The following is a 17,526-nucleotide window of genomic DNA, read 5'->3' on the forward strand; positions in this document are numbered from 1 at the left end:
GCTCAGGCTGCGCGGTTTGCCGTAACGGCAGGTCCTGCGGCGGCGATCTGGAAGCGCGAAACGATCTCTTCCAGCGCCAGGACCTGCTCGTTGAGCCCCTTGCAGGCCGAGTTGGTTTCCGCCGCCATGGCGGAATTGCGCTGGGTCACTTCGTCCATTGCATGAACGGAGCCGTTGATTTCGCGGATCGCCGAGGACTGCTCGTTCAACGAAGTGACCACCGCCTGGATCAGTTGCCCGACATGCTGCACCTTGGTTTCGATATGGGAGAGCGCTTCGCCGGTACGGTTGACGAGCGCCACGCCCGAGCCGACCTGGTCCGACGATGTCGAGACCAGAACCTTGATCTCCTTGGCGGCATTGGCCGAGCGGGAGGCAAGTTCGCGCACTTCCTGCGCCACGACGGCAAACCCCTTGCCGGCTTCGCCCGCGCGGGCTGCCTCGACGCCGGCATTGAGCGCCAGAAGGTTGGTCTGGAAGGCGATGTCGTCGATGACGTTGATGATCGAGCCGATCTGGTCAGACGAACCCTCGATCCGCTGCATTGCCGCGATTGCCTCGCGCATCAGCTCGGTGCATTGCAGCGCGGCCTTGCTGGTCTCGTCAGTCACTTGGCTCGCTTCGGCCGATTGGGACGAGGAATTGCCGATGGCCGAGGTGATCTCGGTGAGTGCGGCCGATGTCTCTTCGATGGTCGTTGCTTGCTGCTCGGTACGCTTCGACAGCGCCTCCATGGCGCCGGCGATATCATGTGAAGAATGGCGCAGCGTGCTGGTCGCGCCGGAGACGGCGTCGATCGAGCCGGACAGCGTGTCGACACTGGCATTGAAGGCGGCACGGAGCTCTTCGTAGGCGGATGAGAACCTGGCATCGATGTGGAAGCCGAGATTGCCGCGCGACAGTTCATCGAGTGCGCGGGTGAGCGAATGGATCACCTCGTCACGCGCGGCTTCCTCGCCGGCGCGCTCGGCGGCCAACTGGCGTTGGCGGGTAACTTCGGCTTCCTTGGCCTCCGCCTCGCGCAGGTGACCTTCGCGGCGCTCGAGCGAATTGGTACGGAAGACGACGACGGCTTGTGCCATTTGGCCGATCTCATCGCTGCGCTCGGCAAAGGGCACGTCTTCCGAGAAGTCGCCATTGGCAAGGCCGCTCATATAGCGTCTCATGCCATCGATCGGCAGGATGGCGCGGCGGCGGAAGAAATAGAGCCCGGCGAGCAGCAGCAGGAAGGACGCGAGCGAAGCCGCGGCCGCCGCCGAGGTCCATGTCATGATCTCGTCGGCAGCATTCTTCTCCTGCCCCTTGAGATAGGTATCGGAATTGACCACGAGCTTCTCGACCGCATCCTGATGTTCGTGGAACGCGGTCCTGAGCTTCACCATCGGTCCGGTTCCGGCACCATCCTGCTTCGCCTTGAGTGCCGGGATGACGTCCTCTTCCATCACCTTCCAGAAGATGTCGCCCTTGGCCACCACTTCCTTGTTGAGCTCGTCCTTGAGCGGCTGCGGCAGGCCGGTCGTCTGCCAATAGGCGCGGCGATCCTCATAGGCTGCCTTCAGCGTCGCGATCTTGGCGAGATTGGCATCGACAAGATCGGGAAAGTCGTTGGCCTCATGCGACAGCATGTAAGATTCGACCACGAAGAGCGGCGGCGGCAGGATGTCGGCAATCAGGTCTTTACCATAGACGATCTGCTCGTAGATCGGTCCGTTGACCTTGAGCCGTCCAAGGGCTGTCTGCTGCAGCCCGAAGGACGCGAACATGCCGGCGGAGACGGCGATGCCCACGATGGCGAGATTTCTTGCAATGGTGAGCTTCATGATGAATCCCTGAAGATGCGGCACCCGGCGTTACGCGCTCCACCCACCTCCTGAGCGAGCACATCCTCAGACTTTAATATTGCATGGTAAATAAATAGTCTCGAATGCAGATTTATATTTGACGCAAACAAGGCCGAAAATGATATTTGTCAATACCGACAGATCTCGCACCAAAAACAAAATGCATCCGACGCCTTAACGGGAGAAGATCCCACGACTCTATTGTCCCCTTCCAATTTCCAATAGCATACTTCGAGGATGACCATTTGGGCCTGCTTTCAATTTGCTTTCGAGGCCGCAACTTCGAAGGCGGAGGCCACGGGCTCAGGAACTGGCAGGCATAGTCAAGGTCGAAGCCGGCTCTCACGCAGCAGCAAGTTGAGGGGCGCGCGGCAGCGTGATCGCAAAGACGACCAGGCCAAGAAGCGTCAACAGGAACCCGGCCCAGACCGCCGAGAGAAGACCGAACCCTGCCACGATTGCCGCTCCGCCGGCCCAGGCGCCGATGGCGTTGGCAACGTTGAGGGCTGCCAGGTTCATGGCGCCCATCAAGGTCGGTGCTTCCGGCGCAAAGCTTGTCAGCCGCACCTGGATCGTGGGGATAGCAATCATCATCGTAGCGCCGACACCGAAGAGGCCGATCATCAGCAGCGCGACATTTCCTCCTGATGATGCGAGGACTGCCAGTACAATCAGCGCACTCCCGAAGCCGACGACGAGCCCCCGCGAAGGGTGGCTGTCGGCGATCCGTCCACCGATGAGGTTTCCTACCGTCATGCCGATACCGAAGAGGGCCAGCGCCAGCGGGATCCATGCCCTGTCGATGACTGCGACATCGGTGATGAACGGTCCGATGAACGTGTAGACGGCGAAGATGCTTGCGACGCCGAGGGCGGCAACAAGCATCATGATCCAGACGGAGCCTCGGCGGAGCGAACTCAGTTCCTGCGCGATCGGCCCGCCGTCCAGCGCCTCGGTCCGCGGCACCCATGCCCAAAGGGCCAGAAGCGCCAGCACACCGACACCGGCAACGGCGAAATAGGTGTTCCGCCAGCCGAGGTTCTGGCCAAGAAAGGTGGCGAGCGGCGAACCGATAATTGTGGCAACGGTCAGTCCGGTCATGACGAGGGCAAAGGCCTTGCCGCCATGTCCAGGTCCCACGATATAGGAGGCGACGACGGCACCGGCACCGAAATAGGCGCCCTGCGGCATGCCGCTGACGAAGCGGGCGAGCGCGAACATGCCGAGATTGGCTGCAAGCGCGGAGAGCACATTGCCGACGATGAAAAGGCCGAGCAATGCCAGAAGCAGGCTTTTCCGGTTCAGCCGGGCGGCAGCGAGCGTGACAAGCGGGGCACCGATCACCACCCCGAATGCGTAGGCCGTGATGGCATTCGTTGCCGCCGGTATGCTGATTTGAAGGCTTTCGGCAAAGAGCTGCAGGACGCCCATGCTGGCGAATTCGGACGTCCCGATGCAGAAGCTTCCAAGCGCCAGCGCAAACAGCGTCAAACCGCGACGCCGGTGTTGCGCCGCATCTGTGCAATGAATCGCTACCGCCTTGCATTGCGGTTCGAAGGCCTTTTGGAACATCTTCAAACTCCTTTAGGCTGCGGGCCGCAGTGGCCTAGTTCGACGGCGCGGCCGCACTGGTGATGAAGTCCGCCACGTCTTGCGGATGCGAAAGCATCACGGCATGGCTGGACTCGATCTCGACGGTCTTGGCGCCGGCCCGCGCTGCCATGGAGCGCTGCTGGCTGGGCGGGATCATGTGGTCGTTCTTCGTCACCATGAAGTAGGTGGGCTTTTCCTTCCACGCCGGCGCGGTGATTTTGGTCTGCACGGCGCCGAGCCCCCAGGGAACCTGGGATTCGGCCATGAACTTCGTCTTGGCGGGATCGACATCGGCTGCGAAGGATGTGGGGAATTTCGCAAAGTCTACCAGCAGGAACCCGTCGCTCGGCGGAAGCAGCGGCGCCTTGTCTTCGCCCGGCGTCGGCGCCGTGCCGATGTCGTAGACCGACTCGCCGGCTTGAAGCGCGTACGCGGCAAGGTAAACCAGGCTCTTGACCTTTGGCACGCTGCCGGCCTCGGTGATCACCGCCCCGCCATAGGAATGGCCGACAAGGACGACCGGTTTTTTGGCCCGAGCGATGACCTGCCTTGTGGCATCGACGTCACCTTGCAGTGTAATCGTGGGATTCTGGACAGCCAGAACCTCGTAGCCCTCGGCGGAAAGGATGTCATAGACCTGCTGCCAGCCCGAAGCATCGACGAAGGCACCGTGCACGAGCACGATCGACACAGGCTTGTCGGCTGCGTGGCCGGCGACGGCGGAAGCGGCTGTGATCATGACAGTGAGCAATCCTGTTATTGCGCTTTTCATCGCATTCCCTCCAGCGGGTTAATCGACCTCGATCGGGTCAAGGGTAATCGGTGTCCGGTCGGCGAGATCGCCGATCCTGGCGGAATAGTCCTTGAAGTGCGGCGTATCGCGATGCGCGGCGACCGCCGCCTCGTCGACATAAAGCTCATCGAGCACGAAGCGGTCGGGATTGGCCTTGTCTCGCCAGATATCCCACCGCAGATTTCCGGGCTCGGCGCGGCTGTGCACCCGCATTGCGGAAAGAAGCGCTCCGAGTTCGGATGCCTTACCGGGACGCCCGGTCAGAATCCCCACGGTCTTCACGCGCGGGGACATGGTTCATTCCCCTCTTGGATGTGACCCATCACGCCCGATCCTTCAGAGCAGCGAGCAACTCTTTTGCCAGCGGTCCTGCCGAGGCGGGATTCTGGCCGGTGATGAGGCGGCCATCGACGACAACGTGAGGTTCCCAGTTGGACGCAGAGGAATACTCGGCGCCCTCCGCCCTCAATGCGTCCTCGAGTTCGTAGGGCACGTCATCTCGGGCATAGTCATATTCCTCCTTCTTCGAGAAGGAGGTGAGCTTCTTGCCACGCACGAATGGCGTGCCATCACCGAGGTTCACGCCGAGCAACGAGCACGGACCGTGACAAACAGCGCTCACCAGCTTGTCCGTGCTCCAGGCGCGCACGACAGCCCTCTGGACATCAGCGTTGCGCTGGATATCGACCATCGGCCCGAGACCGCCGGGGATCAGGATGGCGTCGTAGTCTGCGGCGTCCACCTCGGCGAGCTTGCGACTGTGATTGAGGCGACGGAAGGCATTGCTCTCGAGAAATCCCTTCTGAGCAGGGTCCTTCTCGTCATACGCGTCATACGGCGTCCATCCGCCTGCGGGAGAGGCAAACTCGATTGCGATCCCGGCCTTGTCGAGCACGTCGAAAGGATGAGCGACCTCGGCGAAAAAGAAGCCGGTCTTGCGACTGTGCGGGCCGATCACGGCTGCGTTGGTCACGATGAAAAGGACATGTTTTGTCATGACTTCCCCCTAATTGAATGACGATGCGTTCAGGATTCGGGCTGCGGTCGTTCCGCAATCCCGTCGCAGTCCCCATGAAGGCGACCTCGCTCGTTTTGAGGTCATGTGCTTTCCTGCGCCTCTGGGCAGCGACGCGTGAAACGGCCTGGCGACAATCCTGTCCCGTTCCGCCTCGCGTCACCGCAGCTAGGCCTTGCCGGACACTTGGTCCCTGCCCCTCACTCGTGCTTGAATGCCAAGTTCACAGCCTGCCCGAGCCCGAGCATCTTCGAGCGCGACAAAGACATCGGCGCCGCCGAATTCTATTACTGGCATCTTAAATACTTGGCCGCCTGGGCAGCCACTGTATTTCTTCCGAGCCAATCAAGGCCACGCCCAGTACGCAGGACTATCAATGCTGGGGGGGGCCGGGATCTTTACTTACGCAGCCAGTCTACATGCGATTGCAATCTGCCGTCGGTTAATTATGGTAAAATCGTGTTGGGAGCCGCTCCGAGCCACGCCAGCTCTTCGATGACGAGGACGGCGAGACTTTCTCTTTGGTTCGGCCGCCTTCGTCGAAGGAAAAAGATCGTGACGAGCGACCTTGCCGAGCAGCTTTCCCGGTCCTTCTCCTTTGGGCCTTTCGTGCTCATTCCCGAGCGCCAGCTGCTTTTGCAAGGCGACGCCCCTGTCCGGATCGGAGGCCGCGCGCTGGACATCCTGACAACCCTCGTCGAGCGCCCGGGCGAACTCGTGAACAAGCGCGAATTGATCGCGCGGGTTTGGCCGAACATCGTCGTCGATGATGGCAACCTCAAGGTCAACATGGCTGCCCTGAGGCGAGCCCTCGGCGATGGTATTGGGACCGCGCAATACATAGCGACTGTCACAGGGCGGGGCTATCGGTTCATTGCGCCGGTTCAGGTCGATGAATCGCCCGTCCTCGCGCCGTCCTCGACGGCGGCGGCGATGCGCAGCCACAATTTGCCGATCGCGACAACGAGGGTCTTCGGGAGAACTGATGCGATTGAGGCCATCAGGCGCGATCTGGATGCCTCCCGGCTGGTGTCCATCGTCGGTGCCGGCGGCGTCGGAAAAACGACGGTTGCGCTGGCCGCCGCCGAGCAGGCGCTCGGGTCTTTCAGGGACGGCGTCTGGCTGATCGATCTGGCGCTGTTGAAGGATTCTTCGCTCGTGCCCAATGCCGTCGCGGCTGCGATCGGTCTGGCAACGCACTCCGCCAACCTGCTCGCTGCGTTGGGCAGCTATCTCCGCGATTGTGAGATGCTCCTCGTGTTCGATAATTGCGAACACATCATCGAGGCGGCAGCCTTCTGTGCGGACCGAATCTTGGCTGAAGCGCCCTGCGTCAGGATCCTCGCTACCAGCCGGGAGCCGCTTGGCGTGAGGGGCGAACGCGTCCGCAGGCTGCCGGGGCTTGGCGCGCCGCCTCCTTCGTCTGATCTGAACGCAGCGGAAGCGCTCAGGTATCCTGCCATTCAACTCTTCGTAGACCGCGCGACCGACAGGCTTGAGTCGTTCGAACTGAGCGACGCCAACGCGCTGACGGTCGCGGAAATCTGCCGGCGGCTCGATGGTCTCGCGCTGGCGATCGAGCTTGCGGCGACGCGTGTCGATTCTTTCGGATTGGACGGACTTTTCGCCCATCTGGACGATCGATTTCGCCTGCTGAGCGGGCATCGCGCCGGCCCCGAGCGCCATCGCACACTGACGGCGGTGATCGAGTGGAGTTACGATCTTCTCTCGCAGAGCGAATGCACAGTCATTCGCCGGCTATCGGTCTTTTCCGGTTCGTTTAGTCTCGATGCGGCCTGCGCCGTCGCCGATGAGGGTCTCGAGCGGGTGCGGATAATCGATGACGTGGCCAGCCTCGTCGCAAAGTCTCTGCTTTCGATGGACGTGGCTGCCGACAAGCTTGCTTATCGCCTCCTGGAGACGACGCGTGCATACTGTCTCGAACGACTGCAATTGAGCGGCGAGGAAGAGCCAGTCCGCCGTCGGCATGCGGAGCATATTTGTGCGGTTCTGGAGCGCGCTGCGAGCGAGTGGGCCTCACGTCCGGCCCCCGATTGGGCACATGCTTATGGAGGCGTCCTCGACGACCTGCGCTCGGCGCTGGACTGGGCCGGAGGCATTGCCGCGGACGGATCGCTGTACGCCCGCCTCTCCGTCGCGGGATGCCTGCTCTGGAACCACTTCTCTCTTACTGAGGAATGCCGCGTTCACGTCTCGCGGGCGCTTGAGGAACTGGACGCAGCCGGGCTTGCCGGGACGGCCGCCGAGATGCAGCTTCAGGTGTCGCTCGCAGGCGTGACAATGTTCATGCGCGGCGCCATATCCCCCGCCATGGACGCTATGCAACGAGCGTTGGAAATTGCAGTTCGGATCGGCGATATCGACCATCAACTCCGTTGCCTGCGGCTGATCGGCACATACCAATTGTTCGGCGGCGAACACGATGCCGGGATTGCGACGCTTGAGACCTTCGTTTCGGTCGCCGCCGGGGCCGACCCTTCCGCGTTGCCGGCGGGCGAAACGCATTTGGCCGTGGCCGACCTTTTCATCGCCCGGTTTGACGGCGCCCGGCAACGCATTGAACGCTTTTATGGAAACTATCTGAAAGATTCCAACGACCCGCGCTTCGCGCGTTTCCTGTACGACAGGAACGTCGATGTCGGCAATATCCTGTCGCATATACAGTGGCTTACGGGTTTACCCGACACAGCCGCGCGCACTGCGGAGGTGACGATCGCGCTCGCGCGAAAGACCGGGCACGAACTTTCGCTGAGCAATGCGCTTGCATGGGCGAGCCTCACCTTCCTTCTGAGCAGGCGCTATCAGGAATGTGGCCGTTTTGCCGCGATGCTCGACGATCAAATCGTCCGGCATGGCATCGTCATCTGGCGGCCGGTCGCCATCTTCTGCCGCGGTGCGGCGGCATGCGCTCAGGACGATACGGCGGCAGAAGGATTGGGGCTGCTCGAGCAAGCTGTCGAGGAGTTTCGCGCCATAAGACATCTGGCAAGGTTCCCCTTCTATCTCGGCGGCTTTGCGGAGGCATTGGCGAAGTATGGCCGCCTGGCGGACGCCGCCGCCACCATCCGGGAAGCGCTCGATTGCGCCTATACGCAGAACGAGCAATGGTGCGTTCCAGAGCTTTTGCGCATCCGGGCCTCCATTCTGAAGGCCGAGGTCCGGCCATACGAGGCGGAGACGCTCCTCATCGAGTCGATGGCGGTGGCCCGGGAAATCGGTGCATTGTCATGGCGATTGCGATCAGCCTGCGATCTCGCAATGCTCTGGCGCGTCCGGTCGCGGGAACATGATGCACGCAAGATGTTGCAACCTGTTTATAACGAATTCACCGAAGGTTTCGAAACGCCCGACCTTGCCGTCGCAGCCGGCCTGCTCGCCTCGTTCGCACAGCTTGGAGATGGCGAGGCGGTCTGACCCTCAACCTCACCCGCGACGGCTCCCCGATCTCCTTCTCCCCCGGGGGAGACGGTGCCCGAAGGGCGGATGAGGGGGCTCCGGGCGCCACGGCCTTCTCAAAACCCTCCTCACCTGAGGTAGTCCGCAGGGCGGGTCGAGCCCAGCGGCGCGACCTTGGACGACGTCAGGCCCCTCCCGCGCCGAGCGCGACGAGAAGCTCGTCCAGTTGCTCGAACTGCTCGGGCAGCCCGCCCTCCGCCCCGGAATTGGCGTCGAACGCTTCCTTCGAGGGATAGAGTTCGTGCAGCACCAGCAGCGTCTTGCCGCCTTTTTCCTCGAAGGTCACCGTGGTGATGGCAGCGTCGTCACTTTCCTCATTCGTCCAGACCAGGCGCGCGTTCGGTATCACTTCGAGATACTTGCCGAAGAATTCCATGGCGCTCGAGGCATCGTGGCCAAACGCAATACGGTAGCCACCTCCGACGCGAACATCCATGCTGCAGGAAAGTATGGGCACGCCGATCGACTTCGGCGCCCACCACCGCATGAAAAGCTCGGGCTTGGTCCACGCCTCGAACACGATATGTACCGGGCCGTTGAAGGTTCTGACAACGACGAGCTCACGCTCGGACGTTCGTTCCACCGTCGTGGGGTTCTTCATAGGGGCAGGCTTACTCTCCATCGTCCTTCTCCTTCTGTTTCAATTCCTCGATAACCTTGTCCAATTCGTCGAAGCGCGCGTCCCAGAGCTGGCGATAGCTCTCGATCCAGGCCGCCTCCTCCTCCAGCCGGCGCGCACCGAGCCTGCAGGTGCGCACGCGCCCGACCTTCTCCGTGGTCACGAGCCCCGCCTGCTCCAGGACGCCGACATGCTTCTTCATGCCCGTCAGCGTCATGTGGAACTTCTCGGCAAGGTCCGTGATCGAAGCGTCCCCACGCCCGAGCCGCACGAGAATGCCGCGCCGGGTGGCGTCCGAGAGCGCGGCGAACGAGGCATCGAGACGAGCTTTTGAATACTGAACCATGTGGTTCAGTTTATAGCGCAAGGATGAGCGACACGCAAGGGGACCGAGCGCTGCAGCGATCTTGCTCGATCGAGCGCCTCTGCACCTGGCCAATTATGGTTGCCCCCGATCTCATATGGGAACAATATACCCCCGCGATGCGAGCCTCCCCTCGGCCGAAGCCGAGCGTGGCGACGACAGTCGATGTGTTTCACTTGATCCAAGCACGGAATTTCTCGCGGCTGTGTCGGCTTTCGCGATCGCAATCTGGAACTCCGGCCCAAGAGGGCCGCGGGAGGAGAACCCATTATGAAAATCGTCCTTATCGGAGGCACCGGCCTCATCGGATCGAAGACCGCAGCGCGTCTGCGCGACAAGGGCCACGAGGTACTGGCCGCATCCCCGAAAACCGGCGTCAACACCATCACCGGGGAAGGATTGGCGAGCGCGCTGGCCGGGGCCGACGTGGTCGTCGATCTCTCAAACTCGCCGTCCTGGGAAGACCAGGCGGTCCTGGACTTTTTCGAGACATCGAGCCGCAATCTGCTCGCCGCAGAACGCGACGCCGGCGTAAAACACCATATCGCTCTCTCCATCGTGGGATCGGAACGGCTGCCGCAGAACGGCTATTTCAGGGCCAAGCTTGCCCAGGAGAGGCTCATCAAGGGATCGTCCATCCCATACACGATCATCCATTCGACCCAGTTCATGGAGTTCCTGAAAGGCATCGCCGACGAAGCCACCGTCGGGACTGTCGCGCGGCTGTCTCCCGCCGCCTTCCAGCCGATAGCCTCTGACGACGTTGCCGACATCGTGGCGGACGTTGCCCTTGCAAGACCGGTCAACGGGATGATCGAAATCGCAGGTCCGGAGCGCTTCCCCATGAACGAGATCATCGGCCGTTACCTGAAGGCGATCCATGATCCGCGCACGGTCGAGGCGGATGTTCACGCGCGCTATTTCGGGTCGGAGCTCGACGACCGCTCGCTCGTACCCGACACGGGTGCGAGGCTCGGCAAGATCGGCTTTGCAGATTGGTTTCGCCTGTCCCAGCAGCCCGGCTAGCCTAAGGCTTGCTACCCCGAAACGTATTTCGCAACTGCAACCAAGAGGGTTACGACAATGAATTCTGCGCTGTCAGCATTGCTGGTCTCAGCCAGCATCTGTCTCTCCGGCACTTTGGCTGTGGCCGCCGACGAGGCTGCAAAAGTAACATCGCTCATGAGCAAAGACCTTCCGGACTATCCGGGCAAGGAGGGGCTTGTGCTTTCGGTCGAATACGGACCGGGAGGCTCCTCGCCGATTCACAAGCATGAGGCGGACGTGTTCGCCTACGTTCTCGAGGGCTCGGTTGTGATGCAGGTCAAAGGAGGAAAGGAGGTTACCTTGTCTCCGGGCGACACGTTCTACGAAGGTCCTTCCGACATTCACCTGATCAGCCGTAACGCGAGCAAGACGAAACCGGCGAAGTTCATCGTCGTGCTGGTCAAGAAAAAGGACGTTCCGGCAGTGATGCCGGTAAAATGACATCAGGCCTCCAAGCGCCGAATTTCGCGGTGTCGGCCGAACTGCCGGCATCGTCCCGACTTTTTGATCGTTGCGATTGAGGATCGCAACGAAGACACGGAGCGGATCGATGAAAGTAACGGTCATGGGAGCAAGCGGGCGCATCGGAACGCGTCTCGTTGAAAGCCTCAGACAGGCGGAGACCGAAGTCGTCCTCGCCTCCCCCACTTTCGGGGTCAACAGCGTGACGAGGGAAGGCCTAAGAACCTCGCTCACGGGAGCGGACGCCGTCATCGACGTCACGAACGCGGCATCGTTCGGAGACGACTCCGCATTGGAGTTCTTCAGGACATCCACCCGAAACCTGCTGGCCGCCGCCGCAGATGCCGAGGTCGGCCACTATCTCGCCCTGTCGGTCGTCGGGACCCCTCGCCTTGTCGAGAGCGACTATTTCCGCGCCAAGATGGTGCAGGAGAACCTCATCAGGGCGGCCCGTCGGCCCTATACGATCGTCCACTCGACGCAGTTCTTCGAGTTCCTCAGCGGCGTGATCGACATGGCGGCGGACGGTGACGGTATCCGGCTTCCTTCCGCCTCCGTGCGGCCCATCGCTGCCGACGATGTTGCCGATGTGCTCACGCGGTTGGCGTTGGAACCTCCGCTGAACGATACGGTGGAAATAGCCGGGCCGGAGCGGTTCGCCCTTGATGAAATCGCCCGCATGCTCGTCGCCGCCAACGAAGACATGCGCCCGGTGATCACCGACGAGACCGCCCGCTACTATGGCGTCGAGCTCAACGACGACACATTGCTGCCGCGTCACCCCGCCCATGTCGGTCCTGTCAGGTTCGCCGACTGACTGAACCGGTCCATGGCCGATTAGGGCTCCAAACCACAGGTTCATCTGCCGGCACGGCCGGCAAACTGGCTGAAGCGCGGGCCCGTCTAACTCAAGGCTGAACGCTGGGTTAGTGGCTTCGTCTACATCGGCCTTGGCTTGACGGCCGCTTTTGCAGGCAATCACAAGAAATAGACCGTCTGACTTGCCTTGAAAGTCGCTTGCGACCGACAGACAGCGACGTGATCAGGCGGTCAGCCTGCGTTCGCGTCCCCCGGCGGTCGCCCATAAGCATTGAGAATGGCCGCGATCAGACCGGGAAAGCGTTGATCCACTTCCTGGCAGCGCGAATGATTGCGCATCTCCACGCCCTGACGCTCGCCGCGGATGAGGCCCGCCTCGCGCAGCACCTTCATATGCTGCGACAGCGATGATTTGGGAATGACGCGCCCGCCGAGATTGGCAAGCGCAGTGCACGTGCCGCTGGAGCCGACGCCCGCGATCTGCGCGAAGATCGCCACACGCTCGGGATCGGAGAGCGCATAGAGGATCGCCTCCGGCTTCAAATCCTCGATGGCTGGGTGAAAGAGCGGTCTCATGAAATTTTATATAGGGCCACTTGATATCTCGATCAACAGTTCCGAATTTCTGAACTACGGAACTAAGCCGTCACTCCCGGCGGCACTCCGGGTCGAAAGGAACTGATATGTCTAAGCTTGCTGGAAAAGTCGCCGTGGTGACAGGGGCCTCCAAGGGGATCGGCGCTGCGATTGCCAAGGCGCTCGCCGCTGAAGGCGCAAAAGTGGTGGTCAACTACGCCTCGAGCAAGGCTGGCGCGGACGCCGTCGTCGAGGCGATCGCTGCCGCCGGCGGCAAGGCTGTCGCGGTCCAGGGAGATGTTTCGAAGGCGGAACAGGCACAGGGGCTGGTCGACGCCGCAATCAGGGAATTCGGCCGCCTCGACGTGCTGGTCAACAATTCCGGCGTCTACGAATTCGCAACAATCGAAGAGATCACCGAGGAACATTATCACCGCCAGTTCAACGTGAACGTGCTCGGACTGCTGCTGACCACTCAGGCCGCCGTCAAGCACATTGGCGAGGGCGGCAGCGTGATCAACATTTCCTCCGTGGTTACCAGCCTCGCCCCGCCCGCCACCGCCGTCTATACCGGCACCAAGGGAGCGGTGGACGCCATCACTGGCGTGCTTGCCAAGGAGCTCGGCCCGCGCAAGATCCGCGTCAACGCCATCCTCCCCGGCATGGTCGAGACCGAAGGCGCGCATACGGCAGGCATCATCGGATCGGATTTCGAGCACACCGCCGTAGCCCAGACGCCGCTTGGGCGCATCGGCCAGCCCGATGACATCGCCAGGATCGCAGTTTTCCTCGCCTCGGAAGATGCCGGCTGGCTGACCGGCGAGCGAGTGACGGCCGCCGGCGGTTTTCACTGATCGTCGATTGATCCTGTGCGTGCTCTTCAAGGGCACGCACCCTGCCCCGTTGCCGCTGCCTGCGATCGCCCACGGCTTGGGTCAGTCCGGAAAGTCTTCCCAGACTTCGGCATAGCCTTGAAGCCGATGCGCTCATCGGTGGCCTTTGCTTTCGGATGATCCCAGGTGTCCGTATGGAGCCACACGCGGTCAGGCCGATGGTTCCATATCGCTCGCAGCGATCAATCCAATAGACAAGGTCCGAGACAACGGCCCTGGATCTCGGGAATGAGGCCCTTCCAGCCGCGATCGTCAGGGTCACATCATCTGTGTGGACACGGCTTCTGTTACCTTGTCGGGACGGTATGGGCAGTGATCGTATAGCCGAATGGATCGACGAAGGCGAAATAGCGTCCGAACGGACCGTCCTTTGGCGGGAAAGCTATCCGCACGTCGCGCTCGCACAGATGAGCGTGCAATTCGTCAGCGTCGTCGCAGCCGAACCAGATCGCGATGCCAACCCCGAGCTTCTCCGTCTCGTCAAACTCCGCGATCGGTGTGCGGACGGCAAATGGGATGGGGTGCGTTTCGAAAACAACCGCGCCCGGAGGGGCTTTTGCAGATGGCGTAAGCCCGACAATCTCTTGATAGAAGCTCCGTGCGGCCTCCAGATCCTTTGTCTGTATTCCGATGAAATCCGGTCCAATGAGGCGAGGCATGAGCGATCTTTCCTTTTTATAGCTGACGCAGTATCGTCAGGGGCCTGATATAATATAAGGACCCTGATATGTCCAGCCTGATTGACCCGCCTGTTGATGATACCTATCGCTCGCTTGGATATGCGCTGAAGCGGGCGCAACAGGCGCTGCGGGGCCATCTCGACACCGAACTTCGAAACATCGGATTGACGACCCCGCAATATTCGGTCCTGGCGGGGCTTGAGGTCAGCGCGGGCCTGTCAAGTGCGGAGCTTGCCCGGCGGGCCTTCGTAACGCCGCAGACGATGCAGTCCATCATAGCGACACTCGAACGCGACGGCCTCATCAAGCGAACGGCCCACCCGGTCCACGGCAGGGTCCTGACGACCGAACTCACGCCGGATGGGCGCTCGGCATTGCGTGCGGCTCATGAGATCGTCGCCAGCGCCGAAGGCCTGGTCCGAGACGCCGTTGCACCCGATGATCCCGGGATCATATATTCGGCCCTGTTGCGGATTGCGGAGGCCATGCCGTGAGCTAAGCAGACGAGTGATGTCGGCGGATCGTCATGATGACCAAAGGCGCAAAGCGCGATACTCAAGCGGCGATCGAGGGAGCCGGGCCAGGATCGCGCTGCCCCTGACCCGGTGATCGCTGTGTAATCCTCTCCGATTTGAGGATTATGCAGAAGTGGGCAGCCTTATTGCTGCTGCTGCTGCTGCGCCGGCGGCGGGGTGCCGATCTTTTCCAGAACCTTCTTGGCGAGAGCCGGGTCGCTCTGTGCGGCCGTCAGGATCGACGAGTATTCCTCGACAGAGATGTCGTTGGAGGCTTCGACGGTGTCGACCATCTGCTTCTTGGCTTCCTCCTGCAGCTTCTGCTTCGCAGCCTCGTCCTTCGTCGCGCCGATCTTGGCCGAATATTCCTTCCTGACCTTGTCGACCTGCAGATAGGCAACGGCAAAGGCCTCGATCTTCTGATCGCTGACGGGCGCGGCTGCACCATTGCCGCCCGCCTGCCCCTGCATCGGCGCCTGGCCCTGTGCCGGTGGCTGCTGTTGCGCCTGGGCCGTGTCCTCGGCGGATGCCGGGCTGAGAGCAAGCAGGCTGAAGACCGCAGCGGTCATCGTTGCGACAGGTGTGTAGCGAGTGATCATAGTCATTCCTTTTTACGTGCATGATGTGATCGGCAGCAGGACCGCCTCGGTCGATCGCTCAGCCGCTGGAGGCCGGCGAGGTCGCAACGATGGACTGTCAAGAGGGCACGATGCGGCGATGGCGGGGCAATTTGCTGACGATTGAGCGGCAGCTTTGTGACCACCGGCATCCCGCCCGGCGCGGATATCAGCCCGCAAGCGTCAGCCAGTCGCCGATCGTTGTGCCATGATGCCGGGTGGAACGCTGAGCCAGAACAGCCGGGCGCTCGGTTGCCACGGTTTTTCGGATTTCACGCGGGCTCAATCCGAATTCGTGGCTGAAAGCGCGGGTAAAATTGGCGGCGACGGCGAAACCGGCCGCCTCCGCAATCTCGGAGATCGGCCTGTTGTCGGCCGGGTTGCTAAGGTCAGCATAGGCCTGCAGCAGTCGCTGTTTGCGGATATAATTCAGCACTCCCCCACTCGCTTCGAATAGTTGGTAGAGCCGCGTGCGCGAGATGCCCAAGGCGCGGCAGATGGCGTCGGGCGTCAAATTGTCTGATTGCAGGTTGAGGTGAATGTAGCGATGCGCCCGCTCCATCACTCCCATGCCGGTCTGCGTTTGACCCGTATCCGACCTTATGGATGAGGCAGCACAGGCAACGACCATATCGGCGATCGTTTGTATGATCCGCGGCACTTCGCCAGCCGTCAGGTTGCTCAGCTTCGTTTCCAGACCGGCGATATAGCTGACGAGCAAGTCGGCCAGGCTGCCGGACAGAAGCGTATTGTTGGCACCCTGGAGGATGCTTGCATCCATGGCCAGCAGTTCATAGGGAAGGAAGACCAGCACGGAGACGCAATCGGTCATCCGCCCCCGATAGGGATACCCGAGAGATCTGAAAAACACCTCGCCGGCACCGGTTTCCGTGACGTGACGGCTGACCTCGGTCCAGATCCGGCCGCTGCGAAGCAGGCCGACGTTCCAATGGTCTATCGGGCTCGAACGGAGCATGGATTGATCGCGGATGTAGCTATGGGCCTCAGTGTGCTGCTGGACGAGGAGCATGTTGCCGAGATGCCAGCCGGTCTGTTCGGCAAGAAACCCGTCGTCGAGGGATTTTCCGTCCGGCAGATGCACATCCACGAGCGGCGCCATATGGGCACGCCAAGCCTGGAACTGGTCTTTCGGCGGCAGATCTTTCGTCGAGAAACGCACCGGCTGCAGCGCAGGCGCAACATCCTGGCGCCGCTCCTTCTCCATGCCCGGCTCGCGCGGCCAGCGCCGCCGCTCCAGGTGGGCCGGCCACCCCTGCCCTGAAGCGGGGTCATCTCCAGATCCGGAATCCGCAGCCATCCAGTCCCTCCAGCGTATCAGCCGACCCAACCGAGCCGTCGGACTTGAGAGTGAACAATCGTCTTTATGGCAAATGGCCGCCCGGAATCCGCTTCAGCCCGGAATCGGCAGGCAGCCACGCCCATAAGTTGTTTATCATATTCTCATTCCAGCAGAAATGTACGGAACGATAATTTTCAGGACGCGCGGATAACGACAATTGCGTCCTATGCCTGTATCTAAATAGGCACGGTTAACTCCTGAACGAAGACGGAAGAAACCGGAATATTTCACCTGCCAGCGCTCCGCAAAGACGGCAGCAATCCCAGGTGAAGCGGCAAAAATTCAAAAAAAACATGAGAATACCGGGAGGTAGTCGTGAACTATCCGAGCAATATTCGTGTGTGTTGGGCATAGGCTTCGGCCTGTTACGAAGACTCTTCGTCCCACATCGGCCGCCGCCGAAAAAGACTTTTTACAACTGGCGGCTTAGGCCTTCTCGTCTCCCAGCTGGGGACGGAGGCGATCGTTGGCGAGGCCAAGTGAGACGAAGCGAGGGGTTGCGCGCAAGTTGAGGCGCCACTGTCGATGCGTATGAGCCCGATGCTTACGCGCAACCCCGTCCTACCGATTTAGAGAACTCTCAGGTGGCAAACGGAGGCTACGATGATCACTACCGACAACCAGAACCACATCGAATTGAAGCCGACTTCGAACTGCAGAAGGGAAGTCGAAATCGCAATGATGGGAATGCTCAGCAATTTGCAGGACCGCGGATGGTCGGCAGCGGAATTGGCGCTGGCGCTCGCGGATGCCTCGGAAGAACTCGTGATGCTGATCGCCAGCAAAACGGTGAGATCGAATTGATCATTGAAGCGGATCATCATGCTTGCGAGCGTGATGAAGCCAAGGAAGCAG

At 61.3% G+C, this 17,526-nt stretch carries 18 protein-coding genes; 7 read left to right on the forward strand and 11 right to left on the reverse strand.

The annotated features are described in order from the left end of the window. Positions 1-2: 2 nt before the first annotated feature. From FHT92_RS09345 to FHT92_RS09365, 5 genes are all read right to left on the reverse strand, one after another. Entirely contained in the window at positions 3-1,820 is a 1,818-nt protein-coding gene (locus tag FHT92_RS09345; RefSeq protein WP_183824133.1) for a methyl-accepting chemotaxis protein, read from the reverse strand. Between the two features lie 363 nt (positions 1,821-2,183). Further along, positions 2,184-3,413, reverse strand: coding sequence for an MFS transporter (locus FHT92_RS09350; protein WP_183824135.1), 1,230 nt, complete (start codon positions 3,411-3,413; stop codon positions 2,184-2,186). 34 nt (positions 3,414-3,447) lie between these two features. Then, positions 3,448-4,206 (reverse strand): alpha/beta hydrolase, encoded by a 759-nt coding sequence (locus tag FHT92_RS09355; RefSeq protein WP_183739220.1) that lies wholly within the window; start codon positions 4,204-4,206, stop codon positions 3,448-3,450. Positions 4,207-4,224: 18 nt separating this feature from the next. After that, positions 4,225-4,521 (reverse strand): putative quinol monooxygenase, encoded by a 297-nt coding sequence (locus FHT92_RS09360; RefSeq protein ID WP_183824137.1) that lies wholly within the window; start codon positions 4,519-4,521, stop codon positions 4,225-4,227. 28 nt (positions 4,522-4,549) lie between these two features. Beyond that, positions 4,550-5,224 (reverse strand): type 1 glutamine amidotransferase domain-containing protein, encoded by a 675-nt coding sequence (locus tag FHT92_RS09365; protein ID WP_183824139.1) that lies wholly within the window; start codon positions 5,222-5,224, stop codon positions 4,550-4,552. Positions 5,225-5,797: 573 nt separating this feature from the next. Here FHT92_RS09365 and FHT92_RS09370 point away from each other — a divergent pair. After that, on the forward strand, positions 5,798-8,677 hold the full coding sequence (locus FHT92_RS09370; protein WP_183824141.1) for an ATP-binding protein: 2,880 nt from the start codon (positions 5,798-5,800) through the stop codon (positions 8,675-8,677). A gap of 166 nt (positions 8,678-8,843) precedes the next feature. Here FHT92_RS09370 and FHT92_RS09375 read toward each other — a convergent pair whose 3' ends face one another. After that, positions 8,844-9,341: an SRPBCC family protein gene (locus FHT92_RS09375; protein WP_183824143.1), complete on the reverse strand. Its 498-nt coding sequence runs from the start codon at positions 9,339-9,341 to the stop codon at positions 8,844-8,846. Then, a complete protein-coding gene (locus FHT92_RS09380; protein ID WP_183739235.1) occupies positions 9,331-9,684 on the reverse strand; it encodes an ArsR/SmtB family transcription factor in 354 nt (117 codons plus the stop codon). Before FHT92_RS09380 ends, FHT92_RS09375 begins: the two co-directional genes overlap by 11 nt. Before the next feature lie 288 nt (positions 9,685-9,972). Between FHT92_RS09380 and FHT92_RS09385 the strand changes: the two genes are divergently transcribed. The 3 genes from FHT92_RS09385 (at position 9,973) to FHT92_RS09395 (ending at position 12,028) form a co-directional block, all read left to right on the forward strand. Continuing rightward, the gene (locus tag FHT92_RS09385; protein WP_183824145.1) at positions 9,973-10,728 is read left to right on the forward strand and encodes an SDR family oxidoreductase; all 756 of its coding nucleotides are present in this window, start codon (positions 9,973-9,975) and stop codon (positions 10,726-10,728) included. A 57-nt stretch (positions 10,729-10,785) separates the two neighbouring features. Then, a complete protein-coding gene (locus FHT92_RS09390; RefSeq protein ID WP_183824147.1) occupies positions 10,786-11,190 on the forward strand; it encodes a cupin domain-containing protein in 405 nt (134 codons plus the stop codon). Between the two features lie 109 nt (positions 11,191-11,299). After that, positions 11,300-12,028, forward strand: coding sequence for an SDR family oxidoreductase (locus tag FHT92_RS09395; RefSeq protein WP_183824149.1), 729 nt, complete (start codon positions 11,300-11,302; stop codon positions 12,026-12,028). Positions 12,029-12,261: 233 nt separating this feature from the next. Here FHT92_RS09395 and FHT92_RS09400 read toward each other — a convergent pair whose 3' ends face one another. Further along, the gene (locus FHT92_RS09400) at positions 12,262-12,606 is read right to left on the reverse strand and encodes an ArsR/SmtB family transcription factor (protein ID WP_183824151.1); all 345 of its coding nucleotides are present in this window, start codon (positions 12,604-12,606) and stop codon (positions 12,262-12,264) included. A gap of 107 nt (positions 12,607-12,713) precedes the next feature. On the opposite strand from FHT92_RS09400, the gene FHT92_RS09405 reads away from it, so the two are divergent. Beyond that, positions 12,714-13,460, forward strand: a complete 747-nt coding sequence (locus tag FHT92_RS09405; protein WP_183739250.1) for a glucose 1-dehydrogenase — start codon at positions 12,714-12,716, stop codon at positions 13,458-13,460. A 326-nt stretch (positions 13,461-13,786) separates the two neighbouring features. On the opposite strand, the gene FHT92_RS09410 is transcribed toward FHT92_RS09405, so the two are convergent. Next, entirely contained in the window at positions 13,787-14,158 is a 372-nt protein-coding gene (locus FHT92_RS09410; RefSeq protein WP_183739253.1) for a VOC family protein, read from the reverse strand. A 68-nt stretch (positions 14,159-14,226) separates the two neighbouring features. Between FHT92_RS09410 and FHT92_RS09415 the strand changes: the two genes are divergently transcribed. Next, the gene (locus FHT92_RS09415; protein WP_183739255.1) at positions 14,227-14,673 is read left to right on the forward strand and encodes a MarR family winged helix-turn-helix transcriptional regulator; all 447 of its coding nucleotides are present in this window, start codon (positions 14,227-14,229) and stop codon (positions 14,671-14,673) included. A gap of 164 nt (positions 14,674-14,837) precedes the next feature. Here the strand turns inward: FHT92_RS09415 and FHT92_RS09420 are convergent, their stop codons facing one another. After that, the gene (locus tag FHT92_RS09420) at positions 14,838-15,293 is read right to left on the reverse strand and encodes a DUF4168 domain-containing protein (RefSeq protein WP_183824153.1); all 456 of its coding nucleotides are present in this window, start codon (positions 15,291-15,293) and stop codon (positions 14,838-14,840) included. 187 nt (positions 15,294-15,480) lie between these two features. Further along, positions 15,481-16,629, reverse strand: coding sequence for a helix-turn-helix domain-containing protein (locus FHT92_RS09425; protein WP_183824155.1), 1,149 nt, complete (start codon positions 16,627-16,629; stop codon positions 15,481-15,483). Between the two features lie 645 nt (positions 16,630-17,274). Between FHT92_RS09425 and FHT92_RS09430 the strand changes: the two genes are divergently transcribed. Next, positions 17,275-17,475 (forward strand): hypothetical protein, encoded by a 201-nt coding sequence (locus FHT92_RS09430; RefSeq protein ID WP_183739264.1) that lies wholly within the window; start codon positions 17,275-17,277, stop codon positions 17,473-17,475. The last annotated feature ends 51 nt before the right edge of the window (positions 17,476-17,526 follow it).

It is taken from the genome of Rhizobium sp. BK377 (assembly GCF_014193935.1).
GTDB lineage: Bacteria > Pseudomonadota > Alphaproteobacteria > Rhizobiales > Rhizobiaceae > Rhizobium.